A 15,519-nucleotide genomic window follows, 5' to 3' on the forward strand; every position below is an offset into this window, starting at 1 on the left:
AATCAGAATTGAAACTGAACGTCTTCTCCCAGTAAATTATCCATTTGCCCGGCTTCGATCAGCTGAATGTCGCCGATGCGGATGCTCGGATCGTTCGTTACGGTCTCCAGCACCTTGATCAAATGCTGCGCCAGCCGAATAACCGTATCTCGCTTGAACAACGCAGCAGCGTATTCGAAGGAAAATCTGAAGTCCGCCTCTTCTTCAACCGCCGACAGCGTCAAATCGAACTTCGCAATCGAGCTTTCGAATTCATACGGCTCAAATCGCAAACCGTCGATCTCTTCCGCCTCGCCCGCAATATTTTGCAGGCTGAACACCGTATCGAACAACGGGTTGCGGCTTAAGTCGCGCTGCAGATCAAGTTCGGCTATTAGCTGTTCAAGAGGAAAATCCTGATGCTCGAAGGCTTCCAGCGTCCGTTTTTTTACTTGAAGAATAAATGCCGAGAAGGTTAAATCGGCATCGTGAATGTTCCGTAGAGCCAAGGTATTAACGAACATGCCCATAACTTGATCGAGCTCGGCACGCGGCCGTCCGGCAGCCGGTACGCCGATAACGATGTCAGTCTGACCAGAGTACTTGGAGAGCAGTACGTGGTACGCTGCAAGCAGCACCATAAATACCGTTGAACCCGTTTCTTCACTTAGAAGCAGAAGCTTATCCTTTAGACCCGGAATGGTGCCAAACGTAATCGAATCGCCTGCAAAATCCCGCTTCTCCTGTCTTCCGAAATCGGTCGGAAGCGATAGCTGCGGAACGCCGCCCTCAAATTGCGCTTTCCAGAAAGCTTTCATACGATCATTGGCAGAGGAGGCAAACAGCTGGTTCTGCCATGCTGCGAAATCTTTATACTGCAGGTTTAGAGCTGGAAGCTCGCGTCCCGCATAAAGCTCGACAAACTCGCGAACCAGAATAGCCATCGAGACGCCGTCGGCAATAATATGATGCATGTCGAACATCAGCAGATGTCTGGCCGGCTCAAGCATAACGAGTCCGACACGAAGCAGAGGTGCCTGCTCCAGATCGAAAGGCTGCACAAATTCGTTCAGCACGCTGCCGAGTTCAGCCTCGCCGGCATGCCGGTAAGAAATCTCGAACGGCGCCTCCATATGAATCTTCTGTACCGGCTCTCCGGAGGTCGAATGGAAGGTCGTCCGGAATGTCTCATGACGCTGAATGATGCTGCGGAAAGCGTCCTGCAGCCGGTCAGGGTTTATTTCTCCCTCTATGATCATCGCGCCTGGCATATTGTAGCCAGTACCTTCACCTTCGAACTGGTGCATGATATACATGCGGCGCTGAGCAGCCGATACCTCATAATGCGGGCTGTTCGGAAGCGGTACAATTGCGGTTGTCTCTATCCGCTCCTTGCGGTCGATCGCTGCTGCCAATGCTTCCAGTGTCGAACGTTCAAACAGCGAGCTTAATTCCAGCTTCACGCCAAAGACTTGAATAATCTTCGAAATAAGGCTCATCGCTTTCAACGAGTGACCGCCGAGCTTGAAGAAATCATCGTGTATACCGATTCGCTTGGCACCAAGCAGCTCGGACCATAAACCGGCAAGCTTCTCTTCCGTTTCCGTTCGAGGCGCGATATGCAGCGTGCCGTCCGCAAAAATCGTTCCGGCTGTTTCATGCAGAGCGCGACGGTCGATTTTGCCATTCGCGGTAAGCGGCATCCTCTCTAATGGAATGAAGCGCGCCGGAAGCATATAGCCCGGCAGCTTGGCCTCCAAGTGCTCACGCATCCCGGCCGGATCTAGAGAGATTTGAGCCGTATAGAAAGCACATAGATAGGCATCCCCTCGTTCGTCAGTCAGAGCCAGAACGATAGCTTCATCAACGCTGCTTTTCTGGAGCATGGCCGTTTCAATTTCACCAAGCTCAATGCGGAAGCCGCGAATTTTCACCTGATGATCGATTCGACCCAAATATTCGATGCTGCCGTCAGGCTGCCAGCGTGCTAAATCTCCGGTCCGGTACATCCGCTCGCCTTGTATGAACGGACAGGGAACAAATTTCTCGTCGGTCAGCTTCGGCCGGTTTAAATAACCTCTGGCCACACCTGCGCCTCCGATGCATAATTCCCCCGGTACGCCGATGGGCTGCAGCTGGTTATCATGGCTGACAATGTATGCTTTCGTATTCGTGATAGGCTTGCCGATCGGTACGCTTATAGAAGCTGCAAGCAGCTTCTCGTCTATCTCGCAAGCAGTCGCGCATATCGTCGTCTCTGTCGGGCCATAGGCATTGACGTAACTGACACGGTCAATCCACCGTGTGACCAGCTCCCTCGAAGCCGCAGAACCGGCTGTAATGAGACGCCGCAAATAAGGCAGCCGCTCCGGCTCCAGATGTATGGCGAATGCAGGCGGCAGAGTAATAACCGTTATTTGTTCCTCATTCATAAAGGCTTCGAAGCTTGCATAATCGTTCAAGGATTCCTTAGGAACGATATGCAGGCTTGCTCCGGTGAACAGCGCCATAACGATTTCCCAAACCGATGCGTCGAAGGAGCTGCTCGCGAACTGGGCGATTCGATCTCCCTCGCCAATGCCGTAATGGTTTTGGAAATAATGCTGTAAATTCACAAGTCCTCTATGCTCCAGCAGCGTCCCTTTCGGCTTTCCGGTCGTACCGGATGTATAGATGACGTATGCCAGGCTTTTAGGAGTACATGGCTGCTTCTGCTCTTCCTGTGCTTGATCATCGCTCGAGAGAGAGCCGGCGGCAGCCTGGCCGTCATGATGAACAACGAAGTCATTGTCCTCCTCATACACGAGCAAATTGCTATACGCGTCTATGCTTCCCCGGACCTGATCCAAGTCCCGTTGTCTGGTTACAAGCAGCTTCGCACCGCTGTCCTGTACAATGTACTGAATCCGTTCAGCCGGATAATCGATATCGATTGGCAGATAGGCCCCGCCGGCTTTAACGATAGCGAGCATCGACACGACCATCTCGACGGACCGCTCCATCATCACTCCGACTATCGCTTCCGCTCTAACGCCATTACGGCGAAGTCTGGCAGCCATTCTGTCAGCCATCGCATTCAGCTCCGCATAGGACAATGAATAATTGCCAAGCTTTAAAGCAGCCGCATGAGGCATACGGCTTGCTTGCTGCTCAAACCGTGCGCTGACAGTCCCTTCCGCCGGGATTTCTGCGCTTGTATCGTTGAAATCCTCCAGCAGCATCAGGCTGTCTTCAGCCGTCAGCATATTTATTTCGGCCAGAGTCTGCTCGGGTTGGCGAACAACGGCCTTTAATATTTCCGAATAATAGCTCAGAAATCGCACCATCGAATCCTTCTTGAATAAAGCCGTGCTGAATTCAACGCCAAGCGTTATCCCTTGGCTTGACGGCTCCGCCAGGAGCGTCAAATCGAATTTGGACCATTTATTTTCGAATTCACAGGGGGTTACCTTTAATCCATCCGGATCCTCTGCTCCTTCCGATAGATTCTGAACCATGAACACCGCGTCGAACAATGGGTTACGGCTCAGATCACGAGGCATATCCAGCTTCTCCAGCAGCGTTTCATACGGGTAATCCTGATGCTCGAATGCCAGCAATGAAGTCTCTTTCACTTCTTTCATTAAAGCGCGGAACGTCTTGTCCCCCGCCGGTTTTGCGCGCAGCGCTAAAGTATTCACAAACATCCCGACTACATGATTCATATCGTCATGCGTTCGTCCGGCAACCGGTGAACCGACGATCATGTCCGTATGACCGGTATATTTGTACAGCAGGCTGAAGTATGCGGCGAGCATCACCATATAGAGCGTAGCGCCTTCTTTCGCTGCCAGCTCGTCAAGCGCTGCGGCAAGCTCAGGTTCGACGAGCATAGACAAATGGTCGCCTTCAAAGCTTCTAACGGCTGGCCGCGCATAATCGGCCGGAAGATCAAGCAGCGGCAAATCGCCTGAGAATTGCTCCAGCCAGAACGCTTCCTTCCTGCTGAAAGCCTCCGATCCGACCAGGCTGTTTTGCCAGACGGCAATATCCTTAAATTGGATACGCAGCTCCGGCAGCTCCTCGCCATGATACAATGCCGTAAATTCTTTAATGACAATGCCGAGCGAAACGCCGTCGGCAATAATATGATGCAGATCGAAAAGCAGCAAATGACGGTCTGCAGCCAGCTTAACCAGCTCTACGCGAAATAACGGCGCTGCATGCAGATCGAAAGGACGGACAAAGCGTTCGATCAGCTTCGCCGGCTCATGCGCCGCTTCCGGCTGATCGGAGATATCGATCCTGTTCACGTTAAAGGGAATGCTGTCATGCACTCGCTGCACCGGCTCGCCATCGGTTAGCGTGAAGGAGGTGCGCAACGATTCATGTCGATCAACCAGCTTCCGCATCGCCTCTTCAAAGCGTGCAATATCGATTTCTCCCTCAAGCAGGAATATGCCGGGAATGTTATAACCCGTATGAGCGCCGCCCAATTGATTAAGTACAAACATCCGTTTCTGCGCGGACGATACCGGGTACAACTCCTGCTTCTTCGCCTGCGGAACAGCCGGAACGTAGTCGGTATCAGCCTGTTTATCATCTGCAAGATAGGGGGTCAGCGCTTCAATGGTCGGTCTCTCGAACAAAATTCTAAGCGGAACGTCGACTCCGCACTGCTTGCTTATGCCGGATACGAGCATCATCGCTTTAAGGGAATGACCGCCCAGCGCGAAGAAGCTGTCGCGTATACCGACTTGGGCGACTCCGAGCACCTCTTCCCAAATCGTCGCCAGCTTTCGCTGCAGCTCATTCGTCGGGGCGACATAGGCAGCGCCTGTATCCGGGCTTCCCTCCGGCATCGGTAGCCCTCTCCGATCTGTCTTTCCGTTAGGCGTTATCGGCAGCCGCTCAAGCTGGACGAAGAACGACGGCACCATGTAATCAGGAAGCGCCTCAAGCATATAATCCCTCAGCCCGGCTGTGGTCAGCATTTCTGATGCTGCAAAATACGCGCATAAATATTTACTTTTTTGATTATCTTCGTAGGCGAGTGCCGCCGCTTCCGTAATCGCAGGGTGATTAAGCAGCCGGGACTCGATCTCGCCAAGCTCGATACGATGACCGCGAATTTTCACTTGATGGTCCATGCGGCCCTGCAATTCAATGTCCCCGTTCGGCAGCCAGCATGCAAGGTCGCCGGTACGATACATGCGCTCCGCGCTGCGGTAAGGGTTCTGCAAAAATTTTTCAGCCGTTAATTGGGCGTTTCCGATATAGCCGCGCCCGACATTTTCTCCGGTGATAAACAGTTCGCCGGGTATGCCGACGGGTTGAAGCTGCATTCCGCTATTTAGAATATAAATGCCTGTATTGGAAATCGGCCGGCCGATCGCCGGCAATTCAGCTATCGTATCCAGCGCACCGAGCGATAGTGTCGTAACAACATGCGTTTCCGATGGACCATAGTGGTTATGGAGCGTAACCTCTCGTTCCCGCAAATAGGCTCGGAGTCCATCCGAGACGACAAGCTGCTCGCCTGCGGTTATAATGTGCTTCACGCAATGCGGGAACAGCGCTGCATAATCCTTTTCATTAAAAATAAATTTGAGAAAGGGCACCGGCAAGAACAAGACGGGAATCGATTGCTCGCCGATCCATGCCGTTAGTTTTTCTACGCTGCTCTTCGTATCGTTATCGATCAAACAAAGCGTGCCTCCTGCCAGCAAAGTCGAAAAGATTTCCTGATAGCAGACGTCGAAGCTGATCGTTGTATATTGCAGTACCTTTGTATGATAAGGAACGGTCGTTTTCGTCCATACATAGGAAAGTAAATTGACCATATTTTTATGCTCAAGCATGACCCCTTTGGGCAGTCCGGTCGTGCCGGACGTGTAGATCACGTAAAGCAAATCGTTAGAGCCTGCTGCCGGAGGAAGATTATCCGATGATTCCTGTGCATACAGCTCGTCCTGCAGCAGTTGAAGCGTGATACCCTCTCTAACGAACGCCGATGCCCGGTCAATCATATCCGTTTGAATCAGAAACATTTCCGCTCCGCTGTTATCCAGCATATAAGCAGCCCGTTCTGCCGGAAGGTCCGGATCGATCGGCACGAATGCGCCGCCGGCCTTCAGTACGGCAAGCACTCCCGTCACATAGGCAATCGAACGGTCAGCCATGATGCCGACCGGCTTGCCTGGACCGACGCCCTGCCGCCGTAATCTGTGCGCCATCTGATTCGCCGCTTCATTCAGCTCACTGTAGGTGATTTGCTCAGCGCCGGACACGATAGCCGCCGCTTCCGCCGAACGAGCTGCCTGCTCTTCAAACAAACGGTGAACCGTGTGCTCCGATTGATAGTCGCAAGCCTCGCCGTGAAACGATTCCAGCAGCCGCTGCTCTTCGTTGGTAACGATTCGCATGCTGCGGACAGGCAGGCCCGGGTCTGCAGCAGCTTGTTCAGCCAACGTAATGAGATGGCCTTCAATGGCTTGAAGCAGCATCGGATCATATACGGAGGCATTGAAAATAAGCTTTACGGTCAAGTCGTCGCTCGGAAGCACCATGATGTTCAGGTCATAGCTTGTCTGCTCGTACATGCTTACATCGCCTATATCGAAGCCGAGCGCATCCTCCGAACCGCTCTCTGAAACTTCCTTTTCAACCGGATAATTCTCAAACACGATAATATGGTTAATCAGATTATTTTTTAGTTCCGTCAAGTTTTGAATGTCGTACAGCGGCATGTAGTCATAGCCTTCTGATTCGATGGCCTTCCTCTGTACGCTTGCCGCCAGCTCCGCGAACGAATCATTCCCCGAAGCGCGTATGCGAACCGGAATCGTGTTAATAAACAGCCCGACCATCGTTTCGATACCGGGCAGCTCCGATGGACGGCCGGATACGACAGAGCCGAATACGACGTCATCCAAATGATTGTACCGCTGCAGCATCACGCCCCATAACGTTTGGAACAAGCTGTTTAACGTGATCTGAAGGCTGCTTGCCAGCTCCTGAAGCTTGCGGGAAAGCTCAAGACCGAAGCCGAAGCGCAACTCTGCCTGCTCATAGCTGCCCGTTTGAACGTTTGAAGCGGCTTTGCGTTTCGGAAGCGATACCCCCTGCTCATAGTCGCCAAGCAGCTCCCGCCAGTAGGCTAACGCTTTTTCCTTGTCTTGTTTTTCCAGCCATTTGATGTAATCGCTGTAGGGCTGCGCAGGCGCGAGTGCAGGCGTTTCCCGCCGTTTCAGACATCCGTACATGCTGAACAATTCGTTAATAATGATCCCGAGACACCAGCCGTCCATTAGAATATGGTGATGGCTCCAGATCATTTCATATTCGTCCGCTGCAAGACGGAAGACAATCATGCGCATCGGGATATCGCGGGACAAGTCGAAGCCTGCCTCACGATCCTTTTGTCTGGCGGACTCCAGGCTAACCTCTTGCGCCTCTTTGGTTAATCCAGACAAGTCCTCTAATTGAATTTTTAACGGACGATCCTTCAAGACGACCTGTATCGGGCGCTTGACCTTGTCGTATAAAAAAGTAGTCCGAAACACGTCGTACCGCTCAACAATCAGGTTCATGCTTTCCTCGAACAAGGCGACATTCAGCTCTCCGCGAATGCGAACGGTCATTTGCTCAAAATAAGAGGCATCCCGGCTCATTAAAGTATGAAATAGCATACCTTCCTGCATCGGAGACAAATAATAAATATCCTTCACTTGCTCTTTCCTAAAAGTTGACATTCCGCACCTCTCTGACAAGCATATTCGCTCGCATTCTCATTTCAACTTATCTTCCAGCAGATCGAAAATGTCTTCCAATTCGTTAATGGTCATCCCTTTCGAGCTAATATCGCTCGGCGTCAGCTCGGCATCCTCTTGCAAGGTACAATGGGCGATTACGCTGCTTAGCTGCGCGCGATAAGCGCCCATAAAACGGTTCATCGTCTCTTCCGAAAATTCCAAGCCGTTGTAATGGCATTTCATGGATAATCGACCATCCTCAACGATGCCTCCGAAGTTCCATGCGAAGCTGTTTTCCGCCTTTGGGCTTACGGGAGACCCATTATCGTAATCCGACATCCTGAAGACGTCGTTCGTCACGTCTCCGTCAATCTGCCCCAAATAGTTGAAGCAAATCTCCGGCTCAAGGTCGAAGCGAAGAGCCGGCTTCGATTGCGGGGAGGTCATATATTTCAATAGGTCGTAGCCGATGCCTTTACCCGGGACGGCGCGAAGCTGTTCCTTCGTCAGCTTAATCTGCCTTGCTAAATGGCTGCCGCCTCCCGCGCTCATATCCAGCACAACCGGATATTGGGATGTGAACCAGCCGACTGTACGCGAAATGTCCAGCGCCTCCGAGATGGGTTCTCGCCCGTGCGATTCCAGGTTGATCCCGACTTGATCGATGCCGGACCATTCCTTCACGGCAAGACCTAACGCGGTCAAGAGCAAATCATTGATCTCCGTGTGATAAGCACGTCCGGCTCGCTTCAGCAGTTGATCCGTTTCTTGCTCATCCAGCTCGAACTGTGCCGTCCGCAATGCCTGGAAATCACCGCGATCCGCATGTCGATCGCGAGGAAGAGGAATCACGCCTCTCTCCTCCAGCTCTCGCCAATAATCTGCTTCCCTTAGAAGAATCGGGTTATCCGCGTACTTACGGAGCTGCTCCGACCAATAGAGGAACGAGTCGGATTTGAGCGGCAGTCGAATCGGTTCCCCGATCAATGCTTGGCTGTATGCCTGTTCCAGATCCTCGAACAAAATCCGCCATGATACGCCGTCAATGATAAGATGATGGGCGATCAGCAGCAAATGATCGCCGCTTATTGTCCGGTAGTGCGCGGTCAGGAACAATGGTCCTGCCGATAGATTGATCGAGCTCTGGAGCTGCTCGGCATGTCGTGCAAGCGCCGAACGGTCATCCTTCTCGCCGGTTAAATCCATATACTCGTAAGTATACGTTCCTTCTTCCTCCTGCCCCCGATTGAAGGCCGTAAAGGAGCCTTCCCCATTTGGACGGAATACGAAGCGCAGCGCATCATGATGCCGAACAATCGCATCAATGGCAGATCGGATCGCCTTTTCCTCGAACCGTTCCGGCGTATAGAGCATGACCGATTGATTCCAATGATGGGCATCGGTAAAGCGCTGCTTAAAGAACCAATGCTGAATCGCGGTTAACTCGGCATCGCCCGAGACAGGTCCTTGCGGGATGCTGCGGGTCACGGCCTTCAGCCGCTGAGCAAGTTCACGGATTGTCGGGTACTGGAACAGATCCTTAATCTCCAGCTTCAGGCCATGCGCTCCGAGTCTGGCAGCTACTTGTATCGCTTTAATAGAATCGCCGCCAAGCGCAAAGAAATGATCAGACGAACCAATATGAGCGGCGCCAAGCACGCCTTGCCAAATGTCCGCCAGCAGCTGTTCCCGAATCGACTCCGGTGCGATATACGCGGTCCCGATCGTCATGCTCAGATCCGGTTCGGGCAGCGACTGCCGGTCGATTTTGCCATTTGAGGTGAGAGGAATTTTGTCCAGTTGGACAAAATAGGCCGGAACCATATAATCGGGCAGCGATTCTTTCGTAAATTCCCGCAGCTCGATGACGGTCATTTCTTCCTCGGCAACGATATAAGCGCATAACGCTTTACTTCCGTCCTCCTGCTCACGCGCGATAACCGTCGTCTCTTTTACTTTGTGATGCTTAATAAGTACGGTCTCGATCTCTCCCAGCTCGATTCGATGACCGCGGATTTTAACCTGATGGTCGATCCTTCCAAGATACTCCATCTCTCCGTTTGCCATTCTGCGAACTAAATCGCCGGTTCTGTACAGCCGTTCGCCAGACTTATACGGATTCGGCACGAAACGTTCCTTCGACAGCTCCTCCCGGTTCAAATACCCCCTGGCTACTCCATCCCCGCCGACATACAGCTCGCCGTTTACGCCAATCGGAACAAGCTTTTGCATGGAATCGAAAATATAGCAGGTAAGCGTAGGAATCGGCGTCCCGATATTGCTTACATTGGTCGCAATTTCGCGATCTGTTATCGCTTTGTAAGTGACATGCACGGTCGTTTCGGTGATGCCATACATGTTGATCAGCTTTGCATCGGGATATTGGTCGCGGTAAGGACGGAGCATAGCCGGATTCAAAGCTTCCCCGCCAAAAATGACATACCGTACCGTTAAGCCCTGGTCCTGCCTGCGCAATTCTTCTTGAATTAACGCATAGAAAGCAGTCGGCGTCTGATTCAGCACCGTCACCTTCTTCTGCCTCAGCAGCTCCGCAAATTCCTGCGGATTTTGCGCGGTATGGCGCGGAACAACTACAACCTGGCCGCCGTATAGCAAAGCGCCGTACATTTCCCATACCGAGAAATCGAAGCAGTACGAATGAAACATGGTCCATACGTCCCGCTCATTAAAATCAAATACAAGCCGATTGTTCGTTAACAGCCTTACAACATTCCGATGAGTGATCATAACGCCCTTCGGCTGTCCGGTCGTTCCGGACGTGTAGATGATATAGGCTAAGTCATGCGGCTCATTGACCGCTTCCAAATCACTTTCGTTACCCGTGAAGGTTAAACTGTCGTGAAGATCGAAAACGATGCCCGCTTCGTCGTGAATAAGGTGGAGACAGGACGTTTGCGTAAGCAGCGCCTTCGGCTTGCTATCCTCCAAAATGTACTGAATCCGTTCCTCCGGATAAGCGGGATCGATCGGCACATAGGCGCCCCCCGCCTTCAGAACGGCGAGCATGGCAACGATGATATCGGTCGAACGTTCCATCAGGATGGCTACAAGATTGTCACGCGTAACGCCCGCTTCTTCCCGAAGACGCCTTGCCAGCATGTTGGCGCGTGCGTTCAGCTCACGATAGGTAAGCTCCCGATCCGCATCCGAGACGGCAATAAGCCCGCTATGATGGGATGCCTGCTGTTCGAATAAGGATGAAATCGTAGCCGTATGCGGATAGCTTGCCGCCGTATCGTTAAATCCGTTTAGCAATAGCTCGACTTCGCTGCTGTCTAACACGTCCAGCTCGGCTATTGTCTTCTCCGGATGAGCGGCAATCGCATGCAGCAGCCGGGTGTAATGGTTTCCTAACCGCTCCGCTGTCTCCGGGCGGTACAATGCAGCGGCATATTCGATGCTGAACTGGAGCGACTCATCTTGCTCAATCGCGCCAAAAGTCAGATCAAACTTCGCCATATCATTGGATTGCGGGTAGGACGTCAACCTTAAGTCTTCAAGCTGCAGATCGGCTGAATCCATGTTCTGCATAAGAAACATCGTGTCGAACAGTGGATTGCGGCTCATGCTGCGCGGAATGCCCAACTGCTGCAGCAGCTCTTCGAGCGGATAATCCTGATGTTCGAACGCTTCGAGACAATGCCGTTTAACCTCGGCAAGATAATGACGGAAAGCAAGCTCAGGCTTTGGCCTGGTACGGAGCGCAAGCGTGCCTACGAATAGCCCGGTCATATCCCGCAGCTCATCATGAGCCCGGCCGGCTGTCGGCGTACCGACGACAAAATCTTCCTGACCGGTATATTTGCCAAGCAGCACGTTATAGGCTGCAAACAGCACCATAAACAGCGTTGAGCCCGAAGCTGCCGCCAATTCGCGCAGCGAAGCGGTCAACTGCTCATTGGCCGCGAATTCATATCGCTTACCTGCAAAATCACGCACGAGCGGACGCGGGTAATCGGCAGGCAAATCAAACACAGGCACGCCGCCTGTGAATTGATCCAGCCAGAAAGCCTCCTGCTTCTTCATCCGCTCCGAGTTCGCATCCTTGGATTGCCAAACGGCATAATCCTTATACTGAATGTTCAGCGCAGGCAGCTGTTCACCGCGATACAGCGCGCCCATATCCTGTATCAAATGCCCAATGGTCATACCGTCGGCAATAATATGGTGCACATCCAGAAGAAGCAGATGACGATCTTCCTCCAAATGAACGAGACCTGCACGCATGAGCGGAGCCTGCGTCAAATCGAAGGGGCGAACGAAATCGCGCACGATTTGTTCAGGCGGCACCGCATCGGATGCATAAAATAGGTTAAGTTCAAGCGCTGCGGATGCATGAATACGCTGAACGGGCTCCTCCCCCTGCAATTCGAACGAGGTCCGCAGCGGCTCATGCCGGTCGATCAGCTTCTGAAGGGCGTCCGTAAGCCTCTGCTTATCAAGAGGTCCTTCCATCAGCAAGGCATCGGGCATGTTGTACGCCGTGCCGACGTTCTCAAACTGATGGATGACAAACATTCTTCGCTGCGCCGATGTTAACGGGTAGACTTCCTTTGGCTCAGCCGGTGCAATGGCGGCAAACGAGCCTTCCTCCCGGTTCCCTCCTTCAATGAAGCGGGCAATGCCGCGAATCGTCGGACGCTCGAACAGCTCTTTCAGCGGAATATCCGTCTGCAGTTCCTTCTGGAGCCTGGCGGCTAACAGCATCGCTTTGAGCGAATGCCCTCCCAGCTGAAAAAAATCTTCCGTGACGCCAATATTCTCTACCTGCAAAATTTGTTCCCATATCGGCTGAAGCTGCGCCTCAAGCAAGGTTTCGGGTGCCGTATATTCCCGGTTCCCTGTAGTGTTTGCTTCCGGAACCGGCAACGACTTGCGGTCCAGCTTGCCGTTGGATGTGTATGGCAATCGTTCTAGTCTAATATAATAGGCAGGATTCATATAGGACGGCAGCTCTATGCCCAATATCCTTTTTATAGAAGCTTCATCCCATTCGGCTCCTTCTTCCGCCGTTACATATGCGCATAGCTGCTTCGATCCCGAGCCGTCCTGCACGGCGAGCACTGCAGCGTCCTTAATGGCCGCCTGCTTGCGAAGCACGGCTTCGATCTCGCCCAATTCGATCCGGTAGCCGCGAATTTTCACTTGATGATCGATCCGTTCTACAAATTCGATCTGGCCGTCCTCCGTCCATCGCGCCAGATCGCCCGTACGATAAAGCAAGCCGGCCCCTTCATCGAATGGATGTGGTACAAAATAATCCTTCATCAGCTCAGGCTGATTCAAATATCCGCGGGCCAGTCCCACGCCGGCAACGCAGAGCTCGCCAACTGCGCCGACTGGCTGAAGCTGCCTGTCATTTCCTAGTATCCATACCTGCGTGTTGGCAATCGGAGCGCCGATCGTAATCCGCCTGCCGTCCTCGACGTGGCGCAAGCAGGTCGTTATGACACTGTTTTCCGTCGGACCGTATTCATTAATCAATTCAAGACCTGGATTTACGCTCCTCGCACGGTTAACGACATCCTCCGTTACCTTCTCGCCTCCGAGTGTCACCGCTTTGAGCGATAAAGCTTCTTCCCGATCAAGGACATCAAGAATCGCAGCGAACATGGCAGGCACCGTGCTGAAATGCGTAATTCGCTCCGCCGCAATAAGCTTCTTCAGCGCGAACGGTTCCTTGGCCTCCGAAGCCTTCGCTAACAGAACGGACGAGCCTGCAATGATCGGCGTGAAGAACGTACTGACGAAAGCGTCGAATGCGTAGGACAAAAAGACGAGCGTACGATCCTCCGGACTGAATCGATACTCTTCTTTTCGCCAGAGCAGCGTATTCGCAATGCCGCGATGCTCGATCATGACCCCTTTAGGCTTGCCCGTCGTGCCCGATGTGTAAATGATATAAGCCAAATCGTTCGGCTGTACCGGAATCTCCAGATTGGATGTATCCTCCGCATAACCGCTTGTATCGCTAATATCAACCACGGTCCCGCCAAAGCTTTCGGCAAGCTGGACGTAGTGAGGGTCGGATAATAGACAGCAGGCGCAGCTAGCCTCCAGCATGTAACGGACACGATCCGCCGGAAGCGCAGGATCGATCGGCAAGTAAGCTGCTCCGGCCTTGAGCACGGCGAGCAGCGCCACCGCCATATCCGGTGAAGGATCAGCCATTACAGCTATAATGCTTCCTGCAACGCCTTTGACACGAAGCGTCCGCGCCAGACGGTTAGCCTCGGCGTTCAGTTCCCGGTAAGTCAGCTCTACGCCGGCTCCGATCACCGCGGTATGCTCCGGCGTACGTTGTACCTGCTTCTCGAACAAGGCATGAACGAGCTTCGGATCTTCATAAACCTTCTTCGTCGCATTAAACTGTTCTGTCAATTTCAGCTTCTCTTCCGCTGTAACCAATTCGAGTTCGCTCAGCCCTATTGCCGGGTTATCCAGTATTTGCGCGATGATGCTGCGCAGATGCCCTTCTGCCCGGTGGACGAATGAGCAATCGAACTTGTTCCGGTTATAACTGAATTTGATAGACAGCTCCTCGGCAGGAGCGACTACGACATTCAAATCGTAATTCGTTTGTTCAAACACGCGGTCGACCTGTGTCTGAAAGCCGATCGTCTCCTCGGCCTTCTCTCCTTCCACATCCTTGCCCAACGGATAATTTTCGAATATCAAAATATGATCGAGCAGCGCCTGCTTCAATTCGGATTGATTTTGCACCTCGTATAGCGGCAAGTAGCTATGCGCTTCCATCTCTATTGCTTCAATTTGAATATTCGCCAGCAGCTGCGCGAATGTAAGACCGTCAGAGACGCGAACGCGCACCGGAACGGTATTTATGAATAGTCCGACCATCTGCTCGATTCCAGGCACATCCGAAGGACGGCCCGATACGACCGAGCCGAAAACGACGTCGCGCGTCCTGTTATATTTGCTGAGAAGCACCGCCCAAATGGCTTGAAACAAGCTGTTCATTGTCGCTCCGCAGCCTCTTGCCATTCGTGTAAGGAGCAGCGTTGTCGCCGGGTCGATCGCAAATTCATGCTGGCCCTGCCGATATTCCTCCGATGGGCCGCCAGGCAGCCGACGCGGCAATGATGTCTGTTCTTCAAAGCCTTCGAGCGCATTTCTCCAATAGCTAAGAGATTCTTCTTTACTTCTGTTTTCCAGCCATTTGATGTAATCGCCGTACGGATAAACGATGTTTTGAGGTATCTCGCTTCCCGTCCGCAATGCCGCATAAATTTGAAACAACCGTTGAATGACGACGCCAAAACCCCAGCCGTCCATCAAGATATGATGGTGGCTCCACATTAACCGGTATGTATGCTCTGATGTGCGGAACAAAGCGACTCGAAGCAGCACATCCTTCGATAGTTGAAACCCGCGGGAGCCATTTGCTTCGTTATAGCATTCGATATATTTAGTTTGCTCAGCCTCCGCCAAATGGCGGAGATCCTCATAATGCAGCTTCGTGCTCCGCTCATGAAAGACGACTTGCCGGGGCCGCGGCAAATTTTGATGCACAAACACGGTACGCAGTATGTCGAATTCGTTCATGATGCCGTTTAAACTCTTCTCGAACAGGTCCGGATCCACGCTGCCGCTTAACGTCGCTTCCATTAAAGTGAAATAGGCGCTGGACTTGCTGTTCATGATCGAGTGGAATAGCATCCCCTCCTGCATCGGAGTAAGGGGGTACACCTTCTGAATCGCATTTGCTTTATTCATTATTCACCTCGCGTGAAGTTGGTTTATTCGCTTTAAGCGTCTTTCCAGCATC

The 15,519-nt window shown here is 52.5% G+C and carries 2 protein-coding genes; both read right to left on the reverse strand.

Annotation, left to right across the window (positions count from 1 at the left end):
* Positions 1 to 2: 2 nt before the first annotated feature.
* A complete protein-coding gene (locus H581_RS34430) occupies positions 3 to 7,712 on the reverse strand; it encodes an amino acid adenylation domain-containing protein (protein ID WP_051250929.1) in 7,710 nt (2,569 codons plus the stop codon).
* 36 nt (positions 7,713 to 7,748) lie between these two features.
* Entirely contained in the window at positions 7,749 to 15,467 is a 7,719-nt protein-coding gene (locus tag H581_RS0118270) for a non-ribosomal peptide synthetase (protein ID WP_028611282.1), read from the reverse strand.
* Positions 15,468 to 15,519 lie beyond the last annotated feature (52 nt).

The organism is Paenibacillus harenae DSM 16969, from assembly GCF_000422465.1.
GTDB classification, from domain to species: Bacteria; Bacillota; Bacilli; order Paenibacillales; family Paenibacillaceae; genus Pristimantibacillus; species Pristimantibacillus harenae.